The following is a 21,946-nucleotide window of genomic DNA, read 5'->3' as shown; positions in this document are numbered from 1 at the left end:
TCGCACGCGCCGGCGTCAGAAGCTGTCACCCCCGTGCTCGCGCAGCAGACAAAGCGCGTTGACCAGCATCATCTCGGGCACCGTGCGGCAGGGAGTCTCGAGCAGGAGGGGGCTGGCGAAGACGACGGCGGAGGCCTGAGCACGCGACACCGCGACGTTGATGCGGTTCAGCGAGAACAGGAACGCGACGTCTCGCGGCAGCTCTTCGCCGCTGGAGGTGGTCATCGACACCAGGCAGACGGGAGCCTCCTGGCCCTGAAACCGATCGACTGTGCCGACGCGGACGCCGGCGGGCAGCGCCGCCCGAAGCGCGTTGACCTGCGCATTGTACGGCGCGACCACCAAAATGTCGGCGTGCCCGACGAGGCGCCCGACGCCATCGGGCGAGGTGTATGTCGCGCCGAGCACCGCCTCGATCTGCGCCTTGATGGCGGCGATCTCTTCGGGACTGACCTGAGACCGGCCGAAGTGCGAAACCGACCGCACGCCGGCGCCCACGATGGAGTTCCCTTCGACGGTCCTCAGGTCCTGACGTCCCGCCGCCTCGTCCGATTGGAGGCGGTCCTCGTAGACCGCGGCGGAGATGTAGCCGCAGACGGTCGGATGCATCCGGCGGCTGATCGGCATGAAGATGCCCCGATCGCCAGGCACGACCCGGTGGCCGTCGATCAGATACTCAAGGCATGATTCGCCGCTGCGGCCGGGATGGGTGCCCTGGAGGGGCTGGGGCAGCTGCATGGGGTCGCCAACCAGCACGAGGTTCCGGGCCGCGCGGGTCATCGCGAGGATGTTGGCGAGCGAGACCTGGCCCGCCTCGTCCACGAACATGTAGTCGTAGGCGGGCGCCGTGTATCGCGCAAAGTGCCACGCCGTCGCGCCCATGACGTGCGACGCCGCGATCTCGGGCGCGTCGTTGTCGGCCACGAGGACGATGCCGGGGTGAGCATCCTCGTCGCCGTCGTCCGCCGCCTTCTGCACCACGCGGCAGGCGAGGCCCTCGGCGGCGGCCCGGTCCGCAATCGCCTCCAGGAGGTTTCCGATAGCCTTGTGGCTGTTCGACGAGACTGCGACGCGCTTTCCAGCACGCACGAGGTCCACGATCGAAAGCGCGCTGACGTAAGTCTTGCCGGTGCCGGGCGGGCCCTGGATCGCGAGCGTGGTGCCGTCCATCTCACTGATCGCCGCGCTGGTCTGAGCCGGCAGGTCGCCCTCGGAATCGATGATGCCGCCGGGACGCTCACCGTCGCGGAACGTCGGGCGTGCGCGGGTCAGAAGCTGCTCGACCGTGCGCGCCTGCCCGGTTTCACCGATGATCTCCTCCGTCACGGCCGCCACCGCGGCCCGAAGCGCGCCATTCGCGATCGGCTTCGCCGGGATCAGGTCGAGGCGGTCGGGCAGGGGACCCTTCGCCGTCGAGCGGCGGAGCGTCAGCGTGCCGGCCTCGCCATCCATCTCGCGCAGGTCTACGTCCTCCGGCATCGCCGCCGGCTTGACGCAGGGCTTCTTGCCCGCGCGCAGTTTGGTCTCCTGCTGCGGGAAACGGTAGGTCCGCTCAAACGACTTAGCCGTGACCTTGACCGGCTCGCCCACGGCCTCGAGTCCCTGGATACACTCGAGGTCGTCCACCAGCTCCTCGCTCTCCTGCGCGAGGCGATCAAAGATCGCCCACCAGGCGGGCTTGTCCTCGCGCTTGTGGAAGAGGTTCAGATCGAGCAGCAGGTCAGCGGCCTCGCCGCCGAGCCGCGCGCGGACCGGCGCCAGCCGCGCCCGCAGCGCCCCCACCTCAGCATCCTCGGCGTCGATGTTGGAGAGTGCGCCCGCGGCGGGCAGCTCGCCGAGCTGCGGCCACGGCATCGGCGCGGGCCGCACGTCACGGACTAGCCAGTCGCGCAGGAGCTGGGTCGAGATGCAGTCGGTCCGGTTGTAGTCGTGGATCTTGGCGAGAAGCTCGTCGTCACCGGTCTCGCGCCAGTTCTCGTAAAACACCACGCTCGCCCCGGCGGTCGCGACGTCGGCGTCGCGCTTCTCCATGTAGAAGGCCTCGAGGTCCTTGATCGAATAGCCCTTCTCCGACGCGATGAGCGCGCCGGACACCACCTTGTAAAGATCTACGAATCGACGTTCGCGCTGCAGCTGGTCCATCGCGGCCTCGCCGACCCGGTGTTCTGCCGTGAGCCGGCGCAGGGCCGCGATTTCGTAGTTGGCGTAGTGGTAGATCCGTGCCTTCGGGTGGCGACGGAGATGATCGACGAAGAAGTCGAGCAGCTCTGCGACGGAGCGTCCCTCTGCCTCGCGGTCGTGCGCCCAGAAGGCTCGGAAGTCCCACTCGCCGTCCTTCAGGAACCAGACGCCATGCAGATACTCGAGGCCGCCCTCGTAATAGGGGTCGCCCTCGATGTCGTAGAAGAGATCGCCGGTATCCGGTTCCGGCAGCAGCCCGAACCCCTTGCCCGGCTGGAAGTCCCGCAGCTCGAAGCCGGGAGGACCGCCTGCCCGGCGGGCCATCTGGAGCCTGGCCTGCGTCTTCAGGCGGTCCTGGGTTTCCGGAGCCATCTTCGGGATGCGCGCGTCGAAGTGCGCGAGGCCGCAGAGCGTACCGACGCCAGCCGCCTCGATCTTGCCGCGCTGCGACTTGCTTATGCCGGCCACTAGCGAAAGGCTGTCGGTCGCCTCCCATTCCGCACGGCAGTGGTCCTTCCACCGGCACAGGCTGCACGCGGAAACGGGATCCGACCTCGTCTCCGGGCGGTCACGCAGGAAGGTCTCGAAGACCGTGCGGGCGTGACGGGCGTAGGACGCCACATCGGCGAGCCGGACGGTGAAGCGGCTGCCGTCGCCGAGCTGCAGGTGTGCGGCCTCGGGACGCACACCCTGCACGTCGGCGATCAGGTCGGAATACAGCGAGAGCTGGAGAACGTGCTTCGGGTCCGGCTTACGCTTCAGCTTCGTGTCGACGACCTCGTAGGACCAGTCGCCCAGCGCGGACGGTCGCTCCACGCGTTCCAGGAAGTCGGAATAGCCACCCCATGCGCCGCCGAGCAGGGCGCCCTGGAAGATCACCTCGGGTCCTTCGCGCATCGCCTCGACCGTCAGCTCGACCGACCGCTCGAGCGGTATCCCGTCCTTGGGGATCTCGACGATGGAGCGACCGGAGGCGCGCAGTTGCTCCAGAAAGGCCAGCTCGTGCGCGTCCCCCTGCCGCTGCAGCAGCTCGGCCTCCTCGCCATCGGCGGTAGGCGCGATGTCGCCGATCTCGATCAACCGCAGGTCGAGCGTGGTCGCGTGCCTGCAGCCCTTGAACCGCATCAGGTCCGAGGCGGAGAGGCGCAGCTGTCCATCGAGCAAGCGCATTCGAGATTCCCCTTTGCAATGTCATGTAGCATAGGTGGGTGACAAAATCTGTCGGGGAAATTCTGATGGCGTTCGCGAAGGCGCAGGAACTGCTGAGGCTGGCGACCATGGCGACCGCTCGACGCGGTGTGACGCTGGCCGAGATCATGGAGGAGTTCGACTGCACTGAGCGAACCGCGCAGCGCATGACCGGCGCGCTGCACGCGGCCTTCCCGCAGACCGAGCACTCGATCGGCGACGACCGGCGCGCGCGGTGGACGATCCCGGCCCGGCAGATCGCGCACCTGCTGACGCCGTCGAGCGATGAGCTCGTCGCCTTGGCCGAGGCCATCTCCCAGCTCGAACACGCTGGCATGAAGCAGGAAGCGGCGCGCGCCCGCGGCCTCGAGCGAAAGGTCCGGGCGCTGATCCCGCCCGAGCACGGCACAAGGCTGGACGTCGACAAGGAGGCCGTGCTCGAAGCGCTCGGACACGCCGCGCGTCCAGGCCCGCAGCCGGCGGCCGACGAGAAGGTCGTCGACGCCATCTACGAGGCGCTGAAGGGAACGAGCTTGCTGCGCATCCTCTATCGACGACGCGATGAGGACGAGCCTCGCGAGCGAGTCGTCGCGCCTCACGGGTTGTTGCTAGGCGTGCGGCGATATCTCGTGGCGCGCGACACGGCCAAGGCAAAAACGGAGAACCTGCGCCACTACCGGGTGGAGGAGATCTACGAGGCCGAGCTCCTCGACCAGTTCTTCGAGTTCGACCCCGAGTTCAACCTGCGGATGCATGCGGAAAAGGGTTTCGGGTCGTTCGAGAGCGAGAAGGAGCACGGGGAGGTGGTCTGGCGCTTTCGGCCGGACGCCGCCGCACACGCGCGGCGCTACACCTTCCACCCGACCCAGACGACCGAGGAGGAGGCGGACGGCTCGCTGCTCGTGCGCTTCCACGCCTCCGGTCACCTCGAGATGACCTGGCACCTCTACACTTGGGGCGACGCCGTGGAGGTGGTGTCGCCAGCGGCACTGCGCGACGAGGTCCATGCCTTTCGTAGGAAGTTCGTCGCGCTCCCCTGACTAGGCGCCCTGATCGAGGCTGTCGCGCCGATAGGTGAATAGCATGTGCGGCTCGTCAATCGGATCGCCGACCTCGATGCGCCAGTGCCGGAAGCCGGCGAAGCTGGCGTAGTCGACGTTGTCGAGGAGCGTGCCGTCCAACATCACTCCGACCTCCGAATGATCTGCGATCGCGAGGATGCCGGGGCCCTGCGGAGTGAGGAACAGCGTCCCCGCCTCAGGTTGGCTGTCGAAGCCGTTGAGCGCGCTCGCCGGATCGATGACGAAGCGCGGGTTCGCGATGCGCAGATACGGACCATGGGCGCCTTGCGCGTTCACGACGCGGAAGCCGCGCTCGCCACCGTCGATCGTCAATGCGTTGCGCGGACCGCCGCCGCCGATCGTCAGAAGGGCGGTGTAGTTCGGCGACATCGCCGCGTGGATCAGCAGCGATCCGGGCTGCGCGCTCGATGGCGCAGCGAATTCAAGTTGGTTAAGTTCGATCATAGGTTTCCTCTAGAAAGCCGCCGCATCGGATGTCAGCTCACCATGAGCCGACACCTTCTCCGCGGTCGGTGATCACATTCTACAGGGTTGGGGTGACAGAATCTGTCACCCAGAAGTGGGATGGTGCGTGAGGACCCGAAGGGGGAGTGAGTCGTGGCATCGATCAAGTTCATCCACACTGCGGATTGGCAGCTCGGCAAGCCGTTCCGGCGGTTCCCGCAGGAGGTCAGCGGTGCGCTCGGCGAGGCGCGGCTCGATGTCATCGACCGGCTTGCGGAGGTTGCGACTTCCAATGGGGCCGCGCATGTAATCGTCGCCGGCGACGTCTTCGACAACGTCGAGCCTGGCGACCGCGTCGTGACGCAGGCCCTAATGCGCATGCAGCGCGCCGCCGTCACCTGGTGGCTCATGCCGGGCAACCACGACCACGCCCGCCCCGGCGGCCTATGGGACCGCATCAGGGGCGCGGCGCCCGCCGGGGTTTGCATCGTGGATGCACCCATCGCGGTCGAGATGGAGGAGGGCGCATGGCTCCTGCCGGCACCTCTCGAGCATCGCCGGACGGTCGCTGACCCGACATCCGCCATGGCCGACATGTCCACGCCGCCAGGAGCCCTGCGCATCGGCCTGGCGCATGGCTCGATCACGGAGTTCGGAGCGACCGGCGAGAGCACGAACCTCATCCCGCCAGACCGCGCGCGCCTCTCCAACCTCGACTACCTCGCGCTGGGCGACTGGCACGGGCACATGACGATCGGCGAGCGCAGTGCGTACAGCGGTACGCCGGAAGTGGACCGTTTCGGTCGCGACGCGGCTGGCTCGTGCATCTGCGTGACGCTTCACCCAGGACAGGCGCCTCAGCTTGAGCGGGTGGAGACCGGCCGTTACCGCTGGCTGTCCCGGCGCTGGGAAGTGTCGAGCGTCGAGGACGTCGAGCGCGAGCTGGCCACCCTGCGCGGCGAGGCCCGCCTGTCGGACGTACTGCTCTCGCTCAAGCTGGTCGGCGCCGCCAGCCTGTCGGACCGGGTCGCCATTACCTCGAAAGTCGAGGGTCAGCTCGCGCACGAGCTCAGGCACCTCGACCTCGACGTCGCAAACCTCCTCGCAAGGCCCACGCCCGAGGACATCGCCGAGATCGACATCCAGGGTGCGCTGGCCGGAGCGGCGGCATCGCTCCAAGCCCGTATCGATGCCGAGGGCGTCGACGCCAGGGTCGCCAGCGCCGCCCTTGAACGGCTTTACGTCGAGTCGATGCGCTTCAACGCGGAGGATGCGCGATGATCATCGACTTCCTGGAGATCTCGAACTTCCGCAAATTCCGCGATCCACTCCGCATCGACGGGTTCACGAACGGCCTGAACATCGTCGTGGAACCGAACGAGACGGGCAAGTCCACGCTGCTCGAGGCGTTGCGGGCGGCCCTGTTCGTCCGTCATTCCGCCAACACCGAGCTGGTGCGGTCCTACGTTCCGATTGGCGACAGCGTCGCGCCCCGCGTGTCGGTCGGCTTCTCGGCAAAGGGAACCAGCTGGACGCTTGAGAAGCAATTCGTGCGCTCACCCTTCGCGAGGCTGAGCGGTGCGGGCAGCCGGCGCGAGAGCGACGCCGCGGAGGAGGCCCTGCAGGAACTCCTCGGCTTCGAGCGCGGGAACAACCGCGGTAGCGATCCGGAGACGCGCGGTCCACTGGGACTGCTCTGGGTCGAGCAGGCGAGCGCGCTAGCGGTGGAGGGTCCCAACCGGCTGGTTCGCGACTCGGTCCGAGGTGTCCTCGAGGCAGAGGTGGGCGCGGTCACGGGCGGCCGTCGCTTCGAGGCAATCCGCGCCAAGGTCGAGACCGACTACGGCGCCCTGCGAACGTCAACCGGCCGATCGCGCGGCGCCTTGGCGGCCGCCGAGGCCCGCATCGTCGAGACGGCGGAGGCACGGCAGCAGGCCGAGACATCCTTCCGCGAATACGAGCAGGCACTGAGCGAACTCGAGGCGGCCCGCGCCAGGCTCCGCATCGTGCAGCGCGACCTCGACGATCCCGAGCAGGCCGAACAGAGGCGCTCACTCGAGGAGAACCTGAGAACCGCCGAGACCGCGGCGTTGCGCGCGGCCGGCGCCGAGGCCGAGCACGGCCGCGCCGACGAGATCGCGAAGACCGCGGCGACCCGGATCGAACAACTCGACTCCGCGGAGCGACGTGTTTCGACGGCGGACGAGGCGCGCGGCGCCAAATCGAGCGCCTGCGGGGTCGCCAAGGGCGCATACGACGAAGCCGCCGTCGAGGAGAGAGACCTGAGGGGCGTGCACGAGGGCGCGAGGTCGGAGCGCGAGGCCCGCGAGGAGGCGCTCACCGCGGCGCGCGGACGCGCGCGTGACTTCGCTGCGGCGTCCGGCGCGCGTCGGGCGATCGAAGCACGTAACGCCCTGGCGGCGCTAGAGGAACGCGAGGGCGTTCTGGTATCCGAAGCGGCCGAGGCGATCGATGCCGGCCGCCTCGATCGCATACTGACGCTTGAACGGGCCGAGCTGGAGGCGCGAGCGCGCTTCGAGGCCGGCACCGTCAAGGTCGAGTTCGACCTGTCGGACGGCTTCGCGCTCCGCGTCGATGGAGAGGAGAGCCAGGCCAGCACCTTCGACCTCGTCGGACCTACGCGGTTCGACATCGGCTCGGCGGGTGGGTTGGTCGTCCGGCCTCCGGCCGGGTCCGGACGATCGCTGGAGGCTGACCTTGCCGCGTCGAACGACGCTCTCGCCGCCGCGCTCCGGGAACTGGGCATCGCGTCGCACACCGCCGGCGTCGCGAGGAACGAGCGGGCCGCCGCCGCTGCGCGTGAGCTTCACGCCCTGCGGCTGCAGATCGCGGTGGCATGCCCTGGCGATCCGACCATCGGTCTCGACGCGGGCGCCGATGCGCTCCGCGCCTTCGTCGCCGACATAGGCGACGAGATCCCTGTCGGTGCCGCCCCGGACGACGACATCGACGGACTGGAGCGGGCCTTGACCGAGGCTCGCCTCGCCGAGGTTTCGGCCGCCGGCAGGTACGACGAGAGCCGCGCGGCATTGTCGAAGTGCGAGACGGCTGCCGCGGCGGCCAACGCGGAGCTCGCTTCCGCTGAGCGCGAGGTCGAGGCGGCTGCGGCGCAGCTGCGCACGGCGCTGTCGCACGGGGAGCGTGCCGCGCTCGAGGAAACTCTCGCCGAGGCGCAGCGCGACCGGGCGGCGAGGGCGGAAGCGCTCGAGACCGCGCGGGCCAATGCGAGCGCGTTCGACGTAGATACGCTCCGTCGCCGTATCGCGAACCTCGATCGCGCCGCGAGTCAGGCAGAGTCGGAGCGACTCGATCTCACCGGGAGGGTCGCGGCGCTGGAAGCTACGATCGCCCGAGCCGGACCCACCGGCCCGGCGGGTCGGCTGGCGGAGGCCCTGGAGGACGAGCAGGCGGCGACCGCCGCTCGCGACAGGCTGGTCCTCGAGGCCGACACGCTCGGCATGCTGCGAACGGCGCTCGCCGATGCCGCGAGCGAGGCGTCGCGGACCTTCCTCGCCCCGGTCACGCGCCGCGCGGCCACCTATGTCCAGCAACTGCTTCCCGGCTGCGAGATCACGTTCGACGACGAACTGGGCCTCGCGTCGGTCACGAGGTCGGGCATCGACGAATCCTGTGGAGACCTGAGCCGCGGAACGCAGGAGCAGCTGGCGATCCTGACCAGGCTAGCCTTCGCGGATCTCCTGCTGGAGGACGGTGCGCCGATCTCCTTGATCCTCGACGACCCGCTGGTCTACTCGGACGACGTCAGGCTGGAGGTCATGACCAACATGCTGCAGGAGGCGTCGAAGCGCATGCAGGTCATCCTCTTGACCTGCCGGTCGCACGCCTTCCGTCACGTCGAGGCGAACCGCATCGCGCTTGCCTGATCGCATCGCCCTGCGGTTTCGGCTGGACAAACTGTTCGCACCAACCAGTCTTCGACCGAGATCACATCCGCTTTAGTCGGTTACAGTTCTGGAAGCAGACGGTCGGTTTACGGCCCCTAAACGGGCGTTTGGCAGGCGATGACCAATGTCTCTGTCCCAACCGATGTTCGCCGGTTGGCCCGGTGCACCGGGCGCGGTCGCTTTGTGGGCTCCTGCCCTTGGTTGGACCGGGCACCCTAAAAAATACCAGGAAACTCCGATGGTCGAGTGTCGCTGCCCCTGACCGATGCCGCTTCCGAGCATCGGCAGGGGAGAGGGTATGAAAGGCAAACGGGCAGCTTCACTGTTGGCGGCAACGTCGCCGCTGATCGCAATCGGCATGTGCCTGGAGGCGGTGCCGGCCGCGGCACAGGAGCAGATGCGGTACGATTTCCACTTGCCGGCGGGTTCGCTCGCAGCGGCGCTGCGCTCCGTGTCGAGGATTACGGGGCGCAGCATCGCGGGCGCGGCGGACCTCCTTGCCGGCAAATCGGCACCTGCCCTCAACGGCAGTTTCACGGTCGAGGCGGCCGTCGATCGGCTGCTCGCCGGGTCGGGATTGCGCGCGCGGGCCGTGGGCGACGGGCTCGTCATCGAGGCTGCGCCTACGGGGGGAGAGGGGGCATCGACGCCGACCTTCGATATTGTGGTGACCGGCTCGCGCATTCGTGGAGGCAAGGTGGCCTCGCCGGTGGTCACCGTCTCGCGCGATGACGCCCGCAACCAGGGGCAGGCGAGTCTCGGCGAGATCGCGCGCAGCATCCCGCAGAGCTTCGGCGGTGGTCAGAACCCCGGCATCGGCCTCAACGTGCCGGCGGCAAGCGGCTCGGATCTGACCGGCGGCTCTTCGATTAACCTTCGCGGGCTAGGTAGCGATGCGACGCTGACGCTGCTGAACGGGCACCGCCTGTCCTATAGCGGCTCCCGACAGAGCGTCGACGTCTCGGCCATTCCGCTGGGCGCGTTCGATCGCATCGAGGTGGTGGCCGACGGCGCGTCCGCCATCTACGGCTCGGACGCTGTCGGGGGCGTCGCCAACATCATCCTGCGGCGCGATATGCAAGGCGTCGAAACCCGCGCGCGGATCGGCGGATCGACCGACGGCGGGAGCTTCAGCCAGCAATATGGCCTGACCGCCGGCGCGCGCTGGCAAGGCGGCGGCTTCCTTACCGCGTATGAATTCAACCGTACGACGCCGGTCCAATGGTACCAGCGCGACTACGCCATCAACCGTTCGATCGGCCTGATGCTGATGCCGGCGCTGCGCAGCAACAATGTGCTGGTCAGCGGGCACCAATCGCTGGGCGGAGGCTTCGCGTTCACGATCGATGGCCTGTACAACAAGCGGCACGTTCTGCTCGTCTATCCCTACGATCCGTCCGGCAATCTCAACATCAGCAAGTTCGTCGCGCCGACCGATGACGAAAGCTGGGCGGTCGTGCCGGCGCTGAGCTGGTCGAGCGGCAATCGCCTCCACGTCGAACTGTCCGCAAGCTATGGCCGGGACCGCACCGACTACAGCGTATCGCTGGTGACCCCGGCGAACGATTCCAGGCTGGCGTTCGGCTGCTACTGCAACCGCGCCCTGTCGGTCGAATTGAGCGGCGACGGAAAGCTCTTCGACCTGCCTGGGGGGCCGGCCAAACTCGCGCTCGGCATCGGCTATCGTCGCACGGCCCTCGAATTGTTCAGCGGCGCCGGGAGCTACCGCAATTTCGATCGCGCCGACGTCAGTCACTATGCGTTCGGAGAGGTCGAACTGCCGTTGCTTTCGCCGGCGGGCCAGGGCGTCAGACTGAACGTCGACGCAGCGGTCCGCTACGAACGGTATCGCGACGAAGGTGCTGTCGCGACGCCCAAAGTTGGTATCGTCTTCGGTCCGGCCAAGTGGATCGATCTGAAGGCGAGCTGGGGCAGATCGTTCAAGGCGCCGACACTTCTGCAACGCTTCCAGGCCAATGTCGCCGTCCTCCTGCCGATCGCCGTTTTCGGCGGCACCGGCTATGCGGCAGGCTCGACCGGGCTCTACGTGACGGGCGGAAGCCCGTCGTTGCGGCCCGAGCGGGCGACCAGCTGGTCGCTGACGGCCGACCTCCATCCGGCCGCGCTGCGCGGCTTCGAGCTGCAGATCAGCTGGTTCCGGACGCGCTACGTCGATCGGATCGTTCAGCCGATTCCGGCGCCGTCGGCCGCGCTCACCAACCCGCTTTACGCCGCTTATGTCATACGCAATCCCTCGGCCGCGCTCGTCACCGGCACCGTCGCGAACGCGGGTATCTTCCAGGCGGGCAATGGGGCGGTCTACGATCCGGCAACGGTCGTCGCGCTGATCGACAATGAAAATCTGAATGCCGGCCGGCAGGTCATCCATGGCATCGACGCGCTGCTCGACTACCGCGTCGATCTCGGCACGGGCGATCGCCTGACCCTCGCAGTCAACGCGACCTACCTCGTCAGCAACCAGCAGATCGCGGCCAATCAACCGATCGCGCCGCTTGCGGGCACGATCTTCAATCCGCCGCACTGGCGGGGCCGATCCAGCATCGGCTGGCAGCACGGCCCCGTCACGCTCACGGGGACGTTGAACTATACGGGGTCGCTGCGCGACACGCGATCGACGCCGCCGGTGCGCGTCGGCGACCAGACGACGTTCGATCTCGCGCTTCGCTACCGCACGCCTGATGGCGCGACCGGCCTATGGCGCGGGTTCGATATCGTGCTGGCGGCGCAGAATCTCTTCAACGCCGCACCGCCCTTGATCGTGACAAGGGCTGTCACCGACACCCCTTACGATTCGACCAATTATCAGCCGATCGGTCGGTTCCTCAGCCTGTCGGTCAACAAGAAATGGTAAGGCCGGTCGCCAGGCCCGTCACGGCCATCCTCGCTGCCGGCCTGCTGGCAAGCGGATTGTTTGTCGCGTCGCCGGCTGCGGCCAGTTGCGCCGGGTGGAACCCGGTCGCGCTTTCCGCGACGGGGCGCGCGCGAGCGCCCACCGCGCGCGACCTGATCGAACTCGCAGGGTTCGGGCAGTCCGATGCCGAGCCGGTGGGCGGACCCTCGCCCCTGGGGCTGTCGCCCGACGGGCGGTTCGTCGCGACGGTTCTGCAGCGCGCCGACCTCGAGACGAACAGCTATTGCCAGTTGCTCGTCCTCATCGATCTCGATGGCAACCAGCCGCCGCGCATCCTCGACCGTGGTGGGGGTTTCATCATGACCAGCTACCCGTTTCGCGGGATCGACTATCCCAATGGTTTTCCCCGCCGCAACGTGGCGCGCTGGTCGTCCGACGGCCGCGCGATCGCCTTCCTCAAACACGAGAACGGCATCTCGCGCCTCTGGATCGCCGAGCCGGAGGGCAAGGCCGCTCGTCCGATCACACCCGAAGGTGTGGATGTCGCGCGCTGGGTGTGGAGCGAGGATGGCCGCGCCTTGTTGGTTGCGGCCAAGAAAGGGCGGGCGGCAGCCGAGGCCGCGATCGATCGTGAAGGCACAAAGGGCTGGCGCTACGATACGCGCTTCGACCCCGGGGTCGCGCTCCGGCCGCAGGTGAGCGCGCCGCTGCCCGAGACCGAGCTTGCCATCGACAGTGCGAGCGGCGCCACCCGATCGCCGTCGTCCGTAGAGCATGATCGTCTGAAGCTGGGCGGGGAACGACCGCTGGGCGTCCCGCGCACGACGGGCGCGGGCGCAACGGCGTCGGCACCCGTGACCGGGCCGACGCCCTTCGCGCCGCGGTTGCTCAAGGTGCGCGGTGCCGATGGCCGTGATCTGCCCTGCGATGACGCGGTCTGCAGGGGGAAGATCGTTGGCTTGTGGTGGGATGATGATGGCCGCGCGCTGATGTTCTTGCGCTACACCGGCTGGCACGACCGCTACATGACGCTCTTCCGCTGGATTTTGGGCAGCGCTCCACAGCCCGTTCTTCAGACAGACGACGACATCGAAGGATGCCTGCCGCGGCGGGATGCGCTCGTTTGCGTTCGCGAAGGCGCGGTTCGTCCACCGCGGATCGTCTCCATCGACCGGAAGACAGGAGCCAATCGGGATCTGTTCGACCCCAATCCTGGCCTGGCGTCCCTGACGTTCGGCCGCACCGAACGGATCGAATGGAAGAACGATATCGGTCATGAGGTCTATGGCGACCTTGCTCTCCCGCCGGGCTATCGTGGCGGCCGTCTCCCGCTGATCATCGTGCAATATAGTTCGCGCGGGTTTCTGCGGGGTGGGACCGGTAACGAGTTTCCAGCTCACCTCCTCGCCGCGCGCGGGTTCGCGGTGCTGATCATCGACAAGCCGGACATGGCGGCCGTCGATGTCCCGGGCATCGCGGTCTATGACGATGTCACGCGCGCCAACACCAGGGATTGGGCCGAACGCCGCAGCACCTTCTCGGCGATCATGGCCGGCGTGGACCTCCTCGTCGCTCGCGGCATCGTCGATCCCGCCCGCGTCGGCATCACCGGATTAAGCGACGGCGCTTCGTCGGCCCGCTTCGCGATCATCAATTCCCCGCGCTTCGCCGCCGCAGCCATCGCCAGCTGCTGCATCGACGAAGAGGCCGATGCGTCGGTCGGGCCAGCCTGGGAGGCCTATTCGAGATCTGTCGGCTACCCGCCGGCCTGGCCCGTCGATACCAGGTTCTGGAAGCCCTATGCTTTCGCGCTCAACGCGGATCACATGCGTACCCCGTTGCTGATGCAACTCGCCGATTCCGAAACTCTGATGGGGCTGCACGCCTTTACCGCGCTCAAGGCCGGCGGCGCGCCGGTCGATCTCTATGTCTTCCCGAACGAAACGCATGTAAAGTGGCAGCCGCTGCACCGGGCTGCCGCCTGGGAGCGCACGGTGGATTGGTTTGCGTTCTGGCTCCTGGGCGAGGAGGATCCCGATCCGGCCAAACGGACGCAATATGACGACTGGCGAGCGCTCCGTCCCAAAGCGGCAGCCGGCAAATAATCGAGCCATCACGGCCATGAAGCGACCCAAGCCTCGACGTCCGCAAACTCCAGCACGCGGGCATAGGCTAGGCCCCGTACCGGACCCGGCGCATCGATCGCGGCGAGCACCGCTTCGCGATCGATGATGCCTTCCCGGGCAAGACTGCCTTCGGCCAGCATTGTGCGAAGCAGCGGGCGATTGGCTTCGAATATCTCGACGACAAAGCTGTCCATCGCGCCCTTGGTCTGTCGCCACGCGGCGGCCGCTGGGAGCAGTGGCGCGAATGCGTGGCGCCCCATCGCGCGGTTGCGGCCGCGATCGAACCACAACCAGGTCGGGATCGCGAGGCAGGCCTCGACGATCGGCTGCGCCATCAGGATCGAGCGAGAGGAAATCCCGGTCGTGGCGCAGGGGCTCTGAACCTGGCTCATCGCGCCTACCACCAGTCCGATATGACCGGCTTTTCCCGACAATGCTCCAGGCGGCGGGACCAGCCAGGGATGTCGACGCGCCGCGCCCTCCAACGCCCGGGCAAGCGGCGTCAACATCGTGACGTCGGTCAGTGGGCGATAAGCTGGCGACCGACGGAAGAGCCGGCACAGCCCCTGTCGCACCACCGCCGACTGGCTGGCCTGCGCAATCGTCGCGATGTCTCGCGTCAGTCGAAGGGCGTCCCGCCCCGGGCCGCGGCGGCGCAGCAAGTCGGCGAGCGGCGCTGCGGACTGGAGTGAGCAGAAGATGTTGTCGCCACCGCCGCCGTCGAGGATGACGTCGGCACCGGTCTGCTTCGCCAGCGCGTTCGCAGCCGCGAGGGTCGATTGCCTGAAGCTGCGCTCGAGCGGATAGGGCAGCTCCGCGCAATGCGACGTGGTGATGTCGACCGCCGCCGGGTCACGCTCGACTTCGGTCAGTAACAGGTCGCAGTGATCGGCGACCAGTCGGGCATGGGCGCGCTCGTCGCCGCCCGCCGCACGCGTCACCATGTTCAGTGCGACGATGTCGCGGCCGGCTTGCCGCAGGCTGGCGGCGAGGATCGAGGAATCGAGCCCGCCGGAGAGCAGCAGCACGCTCTTTTGCGACGTGGCCGTCTCGGCAGCGACGGTGTCGCAAATCGTCTGTCGCAATCGCGCCGCGATGGCGTCGCGATCTCCTCGCGGCATGTCTGGTTCGATATGCTCCCATGGCGACCAGAACGACGCGACGTTCATCCCGGGACCACAGGTCAGCCGGGTGCCAGGAACGAGTTCGTCGAGGGACTTGAGACAGGTGCCGGGTCGGCTGATGTTGCGGGCGATCAGGTGCCGGGCGAGGGCCTCCCAGTCCGGCCGCAAGGCTTGCCCGCCGATATCGCGCAGGAGCAGCGGATCGGACGCAACGAGCGTCCCGGTGCCCGACCGCAGATAATAGCAGGCAAGATCGCCCATCGGCGCGCGCTGGACGAGCACCTCGCGTTCGTCTCGATAGAAGGCGATGTGCGGCCCCCAATAATGGTCGGCGAGCCTGTCGCCGAGTGTCGCCGCGCCGTCCCGATCGCGGGACGTCAGCTCCACGGCGGGCGCCCTGTCTCCGCGGCGAATGATCTGCCCGATGATCAGGCCGGGCGCGTCGCCGGTCACGGCGACGGGCGCACGTGCGGTCGCAGCGATAATCCAGGAGCGATCGGTGATCGTCCAGCCTTCGTCGCGTGAAAGCCCGGCCAGCCTTGCCCGCCACAAACCCATGTCGCTGCCGCGGTCGGGGATGAAGGCGAGATAGCGATCGCGCATCAGAGGATCAGGATCGGCGTGAACAGCTTGGCGGTGCTGGTCCGGTCAGTGAGTATCATGCCTTGGGCAGATACCCAGGCATGCGCTTGGAATGGCCGGGTCTTCACGCCGATGACGAGTTGCGCGTCATAATGGCGCCCGCGGCAGAAGCGCACCGTCGCGATGGCGATCGGCAGACATTGTTCGAAGGCGCCGGTCAGGCGGACGGCACGGGCAAATCGGGCGGCGATCCGGGTCGCCGCGTGAGGATCGAGCGATCGGGCGCCGCGTGGAGGCGGAGCGGCGGCGGCCACGCTGTCACACAATCGGGCAAAACCTCGCAACTTGAGCTCGATCGTCGCGCGTTGGATGCTCGCCGCACCCAGGACGGCGCCGATCAGCGGGGCGGCCAAATGCGGATCATCGTCCAGCGGCGACGTGTGAACGCTTATCGGTGGGCAGGGACGCGGGAAATCGCCGAATGGGTCTTCGACAAGGATGCCGGCCTCCACGAGCTTGGCCAGGCCGGCCTCCAGCGCTGCGCCCCGGCCGCTGCTTCCAAGACTATCGAAGGCGGCATCGGCCGTTTCGCCCAACGAGAAATAGCGATCGCGGTTGCGGTCGAGAAACACCCGGGTTTCATCAACTTCGCAAAAGGAAATGCCGGGGGCCAGCGACAGTGGCATCGTTCGACAGTGGCGCGCGGGGCTTCAGCAACCCCGCGCGGTCACCGGGTCAGTCGTCCGAAAGGCCGGCGACGAAATCGCCGATCTTCTCGTCGCCGGGCAGCGGCCCGAGGCCCTGGGTTTCGACACTGGCGACGCCGAGTTCGACCACGTCTTCGCGTTCCATGACATTCTCCTTTGCTTTCCGCCTGGATGGCGGCGACGGAGATTTTAGGAACGGCGCCCGGCTATCCGAAACTTATACTGGGAATATATCGCGAATGTTTGCTCGCTGGCTCAGCGGTACAGCGCGCGCACGATTGTTGCCGTCGCCTGCATTCGGCGACGGTGATAGGCCGCGACCAGCTTGATCAGTTCCCGGGTCGGTGCGTTGTCGAATGCGACCGCCAGGGTGCGAAGTTCCGACTCGAGATCCTCGAAGACGTCGCGCTCGGCAGCGCGTGGCGCTGCCAGCCGATCGTTCGCCAAATCCATCTGGTAGGCGTGTTCCCGACTGTCCCCCGGGACGACGAACAGCTCGAAGAATGCCCCGGTGGCGCGCCCGATATCGGCAGGAAGACTGTCGGCTTTCGGCAATGGGCGGTGAGCCGGCCAGCAACGTGCCAGCAATCGCACCAGCTGGGCATTCCAGGCGTAGAGATCGTACAGATCCGGCTCGGTGATGAAGGGCAAATAGAATCCCTCGCTCGCGCGCAGCTCGACCAGGCGCGTGCCCGCCAGCCGGTGCAAGGCGTCGCGAACGGGCGTTGCGCTGCTGTTGAGCTGCTCGGCCAATGCTGCCGGCTCGAGCTTGGTGCCCGGCGCCCGCTCCCCCGAGATGACCTCGCGCTTGAGGGCGTCGAACACCCGCTCCGATGTGGGACCCGGGTTCACGGGATCCGGCGCTGCGCGGCGACATAGCCAGCGACCACCGCGGCCTGATCCGGACGCAGCGCGTCGATCGCGGCGAGATGCTCGGGGACATCATCACCCAGGAGGATCGAGGGGCAGCGGCCTTCAAAATTGCCGAGGTTGGGGCGGTGTTGCCGATAGCCGACCAGCGCGGCAAGGGCCGGTTCGAACGACCGCGCGACACTGGGCGGATAGGCGAGCCACGGATTCTCATAGGGTTTGAGCCAGCCGAGCGAATAGCCGATGACGATCCCGCGGCGCTCGGCATCGGTGCTGTTGGCACCCGCGCCGTGCAGCGCGGATCCCAGAAAGACGAGCGCGTCGCCGGGAGCCATTATGGCGTCGATCGGCTCGCCATCGAATTCGGGCAGCAGGGCCGCGGCGCCGTGGGTGCGCGACCACATCCGTGTCGCCCCGTTTGCCGCCGTAAAGGGGGTTAGCGGCCAGATCACATTGACCAGATATTCGATCTCGCCGACTGGCCCGCGCCACATATCCTGGTCGCGGTGCGGTAGCTGCGATGGCGCGCCGGGATGGATGGCGATCGCTTGCGCGACGTTGATCTGGATGGTGTCGCACCACGGCGACAGGAAGTTCGAAACGACCCCGAGGATGAGGTCGTGCTGCGCGAGGACTGGCGCATGCGGCGAGCGCGCGATGACGCGCCCGAACCGTTTGGTCGTCTCGCCGTAGAAACCGCCCTGGCAAAAGGGCGTAGCGGCGAAGGTTTGATCGAGATCGGCGTTGAGCGCCGCGATGGTAGCAGCGGGAAGGGCGCCGGGAATGACGCACCAGCCCTCGCGGCGCAGCACCGCCGTCCAGTGATCGATGGCGTCGATCGTGTCGGTCATCATGCCCTCCCTCAGGCAGCCGCCAGTTCGTCGTTTTGCGCCACCCCGCGGTCCGGGCTGATGCCGGCGACTTCGAGCAGGCGCGGCGTGTCGCGATCGATCGCGATGCTCAGCGCGGCGAGCATGGTGCCGTCGATCCGCTGGGGCAGGCCGAGAGGCATGCAGCGCCAGCCAAAGGCAAGAATCTGCTGGAACCAGGTAAGTTCGGCGATTGCGGTGTAGCGGGTCACGCCGTGGGCGAGCGCATGGTCGACCAGCGCGTGAACCAGCGTGTCGCGCACCGCACGGCGCTCGGTGGCGCGCAAGCGACGGTCGAGGCAGAAGCGCGTTATCTCGTAGGTGGTCGGCCCTGTCGGCGCGCCATCCTCGCACAGAAACGGGTAAAGTCCGTCAAGGATGTGCGGGCGTGTCGTCGGGAGCAGGCGCGCCGAACCGAGATGGCCGCCCTGTTTATCTGCGAGGATGATATAAACCGCGTGATCGTCGTCGAACTGGTCGACCTCGTACCTGCCGTCCAGGACCGGAACGTCCCATTTAAGGAGGTCGACGAACACCGACTTGCGCGCGGCGAACATCGCCCTGAAGACGTGGTCGGGGACGGGCAGGGCGGTCGCATGACGGACGTGAAGCATGGGGGCCTCCGTGGCTGAGGTCCCCAGGATCGCGCCCCTGAGACGGGACGGATATTCCAGAAAAGTGGTATATCAGCCGGGCAGAAAATCTTCGAGGGTGAGCGTTCCGTCCGCCAACGTCCGGATGAACAGCAATGCTCGTTTGTTTACCCCGTACCGGCCGCAGCCATGCGTAATATGCCGCGTGACCGTCTCCTCGCTGACATCGAGAATGCGGCTGATTTCCCAGTCGCCCTTGCCGCGGCCCGCCCACAGCACGCAATCACGCTGGCGGTCGGTAAGGCTGGGCGGCGGGTTCACGTTGAGGGAGCGAACGCCCCAGATCCGTCGCGCCGCCTCGAACGCGAAGCCGCCGATCAACTCGGCGACCGGCAGCATATCAACCGGCAGCGGACGACCGGTTGCGTTCACGAACGATACCGACCCCCGCGCTTCACCCGGCACATTGGCGGGGATCGTAAAACCGTCGCCGATCCCCTGGTCGCGGCCGAGCGACAGCATGAGTTTGTCGTTGCGCGTCAGCGGAATTCTGTCGGGTATGATCGACCATTGAAAACCCACGCGAGTGGTATGGCTCATGCGATGTACCGGATCGCTCACGCCGAGCGCGCGACTGTCATAATAGTCGGCCCAGCGGTTCGGATAATTATGCAGCCGGATGGCACGCGCGCCCGCTCGCAAGATATCGACATGATGGGTCAGCGCGAAATACTGGAACCCGAGTTCGATGCAGATCTGCACCAGCGCGGACTCGAGATCGCCGGCAGATTGAGCCGAATTGATGAGCGTAACGAACCGGCTCAACAGCGACAAGATGCCCATCGGGCACAATTCCGGCCGCAGGCGGCGCCCCAAGTCGCCGTTGTCCCTGCGGACGCCCTTTCCCTGACATTCCATGATCGCGTGCCGGAGCGACAAGCCGGCAGCCGACCATCGACAGAAAGTGACGCACGCGGCGTTGACTGTCGTCCAATCTGCCACGCGGCCGGTGCTGAGTCGAATATATTCTCAATATATTCCGGCACGTTACTTCGTCTAATTCAAGCCGATCTGGATCGATTCCGTGAGGTCCGTCGGGCGCCGTTCGACATCCGTCCATGACGAGCGGCGAAGGGTGGCGCGATAGCCGCACTTATGCTCGCCTGCGCGGGGTCGATCGGGCAGGGCTGATGTGGGAATGGCTCCGCCGCGATCCCGGGTACATCGCCTGGTACGCGCAGGCGAGCGCCGTGACACGTGGTTCGGCCGGGCTCAATCCGGCGGTCGAGGACCCACATCTCTGGGGGGTGCACTTTCGCCGAAAATCCGGAGGCCGAGGCCCCGGACGCCCGGATCATTTGGCATGCCGATTTCGATCCGGGAACGCTGGTCATTCATTTGGCGCAAGCATCCCGTGCGCATCCGGACGCGATAGATCCGGCGCTGCTCGCGCAGTGGATGACGTTGGTGGTCGACAAAGCTGGCCTCGAGCACGCCGTTCTGTCGGATGGCCGACGGCATATCCGTCTCGACATCGAGCAAGGGAGTCTTCGAGCCGGCGCACCCGTCATCATGCACTATCGACTGGCTGGCCTCGCCAGCGCCGAGACGCGCATCTTTCCGTTGCGGCGCCTGCTGTTCCTCTGCCGGCACCGGCGGTTTCCGATCTCATTGTTTCCAGCGGACGCCGCCATCGGCCGCGGTCTGCTAACGCTTCGCGTGTCGGACGCGCTTGGCGCAGGGGCGAGCCAGCGAGATATCGTTCGCGCGCTCTTCGAGACGGAGAGGTCGAATGTCACGAGCGTTGACGCGGCGGACTCGCTGAGATCGCGCGTTCGTCGCCTGATCCGCGAAGCGCGGCGCATGGCGAGTGGCGGCTATCGCGACCTGATGATCGGGCGTCGCCATTGATCGGTAGCCGGCGATGGCTTGCGCCGGCGCCGCCCTGTGATGGGCCCGACAAGAGCTAGTTACGTGTCGGCTATGGATTTCCTCCCGCTTGGCGCGTTGGCCTCCGGCTGGTGGGACGCTACACCGGGCGGATGGGGAAGGGTGATTCTGCCGGTCGTTCGGTCGACGACGGAACATGGCTGATCGATGCCGGGCACGAGATCATCGAAAAGCGTCGCCGCGATGGTGACGATATGCTCACGCCGCGCGAGCGGCTGATCCGTGCACTCTGGACGGTCGATTACAGCATGCGCAACGCCGGCGACCTCGCCACGGCGCGCGACCTCGATGCACAGTTCCGCGAAATCGGTCGCGCGGCGGCCGAAACGCTGGGTCTGCCAAGCGCTCTGGAAGCGTTTTCGCTCAGCGATGGCGAGCTTGAGCGCCGCTATTTCGATCTGTTCGACGGCATTTGCGCAGAGCTCCGGGGACGCTGACTGCCGTCCCTGCCGGGAGTCGTTTTTGCCTATACGCGTTTTCGACCCTGCACGGCGGTGGGTTTGAGCCCTCAGAGGTCCCGATGCGGCTGTTTATCCTGTTGCGTCGAAACGACCGCTAATTGCCGTATCGTTCGCCCTTTCGGGCTATCTTGATGGCATTTCTGGCATAGGAGACTGCGCCGACGACGCACAAAGTGGCTCCCACGCCCAATGCGAAAAACGTTCCGGGTCCAGGAGCGAGCAGCTGAAACGTCCCGACCGCAAATCCTGCGGACAGGAGAGGGATCAGCGAAGCGGCCCAGATGCGTTGGCGTGCCATAGGATTGCCGTTTCTAGTAAGGTCGATTTATGAGTTGTATTGCGCAGCGGTCGTCCGCCAGTGCGTAGCGGATGCAATCAAACCCGCAACAGAAAGTTGGATGATCAGGGCCCTTCGGCAAGCTCGCTGCGGTTTGACGGTTAAGCGCCCTAAAGTCGGTTATTTGTACGCCGGCTGCGCACGCCCGAAACCTGCCATTCAATTGAGCGAGCGGCCAATGTCCGAATTGGGTGGATTTGCGACGGTCGGCCTTCGGACGAGAAGAGAGGAAGGCTGACGATGCTTAGGCCAGTTCGATCTGCGTTTGGGTTGCTTCGTTTGCTATCCGGCGAAGTCCCTCCAAGAGGGATAATCCGCTACCGACCTCAAGCGCAGCCAGTCTCGATGAGCTTCTAAAAACGAGCTTTGCTTCTCCCGGCCAACCGGGGCCGCCATGTTCAATAGCATCCCAAAACGCATCGAGGTTGCGACCGAACAAACCTGCACCTGCAGGCTTGGCAGCGTCGATGTAACGCTGCCACACTTCGGCTACCGATTTCGCGCCATCGCAGTCAATGACGATAGTCTGCATTTGAGAGTGCTCGCCTATCTGCGGGATGACCGCAAGCGGGTCGTTAGCCGCCCGACCGCTTCTGGCGAGAGTTCGTCACCGTTGAGCGTCGGACAATGGGTG

General features: G+C 66.7%; 18 protein-coding genes and 1 pseudogene. 9 read left to right on the top strand and 10 right to left on the bottom strand.

Features of this window, described 5'->3' with window-relative positions:
* Positions 1-15 precede the first annotated feature (15 nt).
* On the bottom strand, positions 16-3,351 hold the full coding sequence (locus SPR01S_RS09280; protein ID WP_066588442.1) for a TM0106 family RecB-like putative nuclease: 3,336 nt from the start codon (positions 3,349-3,351) through the stop codon (positions 16-18).
* A 65-nt stretch (positions 3,352-3,416) separates the two neighbouring features.
* On the opposite strand from SPR01S_RS09280, the gene SPR01S_RS09275 reads away from it, so the two are divergent.
* Positions 3,417-4,409: a helix-turn-helix transcriptional regulator gene (locus tag SPR01S_RS09275; protein ID WP_066588439.1), complete on the top strand. Its 993-nt coding sequence runs from the start codon at positions 3,417-3,419 to the stop codon at positions 4,407-4,409.
* Here the strand turns inward: SPR01S_RS09275 and SPR01S_RS09270 are convergent, their stop codons facing one another.
* Complete coding sequence (locus tag SPR01S_RS09270; protein ID WP_066588437.1) at positions 4,410-4,895, bottom strand: hypothetical protein; 486 nt, start codon at positions 4,893-4,895, stop codon at positions 4,410-4,412. It lies immediately after the preceding gene.
* 153 nt (positions 4,896-5,048) lie between these two features.
* Here SPR01S_RS09270 and SPR01S_RS09265 point away from each other — a divergent pair, with 153 nt between their 5' ends.
* The 4 genes from SPR01S_RS09265 (at position 5,049) to SPR01S_RS09250 (ending at position 13,798) form a co-directional block, all read left to right on the top strand.
* A complete protein-coding gene (locus SPR01S_RS09265) occupies positions 5,049-6,176 on the top strand; it encodes a metallophosphoesterase family protein (RefSeq protein WP_245661932.1) in 1,128 nt (375 codons plus the stop codon).
* Positions 6,173-8,800, top strand: coding sequence for an AAA family ATPase (locus SPR01S_RS09260; RefSeq protein ID WP_066588434.1), 2,628 nt, complete (start codon positions 6,173-6,175; stop codon positions 8,798-8,800). The genes SPR01S_RS09265 and SPR01S_RS09260 overlap by 4 nt, the downstream gene beginning before the upstream one ends.
* 319 nt (positions 8,801-9,119) lie before the next feature.
* Positions 9,120-11,693, top strand: coding sequence for a TonB-dependent receptor (locus SPR01S_RS09255; protein WP_066588432.1), 2,574 nt, complete (start codon positions 9,120-9,122; stop codon positions 11,691-11,693).
* Positions 11,687-13,798, top strand: coding sequence for an Atxe2 family lasso peptide isopeptidase (locus SPR01S_RS09250; protein ID WP_066588431.1), 2,112 nt, complete (start codon positions 11,687-11,689; stop codon positions 13,796-13,798). The genes SPR01S_RS09255 and SPR01S_RS09250 overlap by 7 nt, the downstream gene beginning before the upstream one ends.
* A gap of 8 nt (positions 13,799-13,806) precedes the next feature.
* Here SPR01S_RS09250 and SPR01S_RS09245 read toward each other — a convergent pair whose 3' ends face one another.
* From SPR01S_RS09245 to SPR01S_RS09220, 7 genes are all read right to left on the bottom strand, one after another.
* Positions 13,807-15,546 (bottom strand): asparagine synthase-related protein, encoded by a 1,740-nt coding sequence (locus tag SPR01S_RS09245; RefSeq protein ID WP_066588429.1) that lies wholly within the window; start codon positions 15,544-15,546, stop codon positions 13,807-13,809.
* Positions 15,546-16,157, bottom strand: coding sequence for a lasso peptide biosynthesis B2 protein (locus SPR01S_RS09240; protein WP_066588427.1), 612 nt, complete (start codon positions 16,155-16,157; stop codon positions 15,546-15,548). Before SPR01S_RS09240 ends, SPR01S_RS09245 begins: the two co-directional genes overlap by 1 nt.
* A gap of 103 nt (positions 16,158-16,260) precedes the next feature.
* Complete coding sequence (locus SPR01S_RS21530; protein WP_157082112.1) at positions 16,261-16,377, bottom strand: benenodin family lasso peptide; 117 nt, start codon at positions 16,375-16,377, stop codon at positions 16,261-16,263.
* Positions 16,378-16,487: 110 nt separating this feature from the next.
* Positions 16,488-17,057 carry a GntR family transcriptional regulator gene (locus SPR01S_RS09235; protein ID WP_066588425.1) on the bottom strand — a complete coding sequence of 190 codons (570 nt, stop codon included), beginning with the start codon at positions 17,055-17,057 and terminating at the stop codon, positions 16,488-16,490.
* Positions 17,058-17,080: 23 nt separating this feature from the next.
* Positions 17,081-17,953, bottom strand: coding sequence for a phytanoyl-CoA dioxygenase family protein (locus SPR01S_RS09230; RefSeq protein ID WP_084251073.1), 873 nt, complete (start codon positions 17,951-17,953; stop codon positions 17,081-17,083).
* Between the two features lie 11 nt (positions 17,954-17,964).
* Positions 17,965-18,585 (bottom strand): acyl-homoserine-lactone synthase, encoded by a 621-nt coding sequence (locus tag SPR01S_RS09225; protein WP_066588419.1) that lies wholly within the window; start codon positions 18,583-18,585, stop codon positions 17,965-17,967.
* Between the two features lie 72 nt (positions 18,586-18,657).
* A complete protein-coding gene (locus SPR01S_RS09220) occupies positions 18,658-19,440 on the bottom strand; it encodes a LuxR family transcriptional regulator (protein WP_245661931.1) in 783 nt (260 codons plus the stop codon).
* Positions 19,441-19,682: 242 nt separating this feature from the next.
* Between SPR01S_RS09220 and SPR01S_RS22185 the strand changes: the two are divergent.
* From SPR01S_RS22185 to SPR01S_RS09210, 3 genes and pseudogenes are all read left to right on the top strand, one after another.
* A pseudogene (locus SPR01S_RS22185) lies at positions 19,683-19,871 on the top strand (transcriptional regulator domain-containing protein); the annotation flags it as partial.
* Between the two features lie 160 nt (positions 19,872-20,031).
* Complete coding sequence (locus SPR01S_RS09215; RefSeq protein ID WP_169803408.1) at positions 20,032-20,475, top strand: DNA -binding domain-containing protein; 444 nt, start codon at positions 20,032-20,034, stop codon at positions 20,473-20,475.
* A 110-nt stretch (positions 20,476-20,585) separates the two neighbouring features.
* Positions 20,586-20,951, top strand: coding sequence for a hypothetical protein (locus SPR01S_RS09210; RefSeq protein WP_066588409.1), 366 nt, complete (start codon positions 20,586-20,588; stop codon positions 20,949-20,951).
* A 605-nt stretch (positions 20,952-21,556) separates the two neighbouring features.
* On the opposite strand, the gene SPR01S_RS22180 is transcribed toward SPR01S_RS09210, so the two are convergent.
* Positions 21,557-21,796, bottom strand: coding sequence for a barstar family protein (locus SPR01S_RS22180; protein WP_369405265.1), 240 nt, complete (start codon positions 21,794-21,796; stop codon positions 21,557-21,559).
* Here SPR01S_RS22180 and SPR01S_RS22035 point away from each other — a divergent pair.
* A partial coding sequence (locus tag SPR01S_RS22035) for a hypothetical protein (RefSeq protein ID WP_245661930.1) occupies positions 21,707-21,946 on the top strand: 240 nt, incomplete at its 3' end. The genes SPR01S_RS22180 and SPR01S_RS22035 overlap by 90 nt on opposite strands.

Origin of the sequence: Sphingomonas pruni NBRC 15498 (assembly GCF_001598455.1) — a bacterium.
GTDB lineage: Bacteria > Pseudomonadota > Alphaproteobacteria > Sphingomonadales > Sphingomonadaceae > Sphingomonas > Sphingomonas pruni.
Note: the sequence above shows the minus strand (reverse complement) of the source record. Positions and strands in the feature narration are given on the sequence as shown.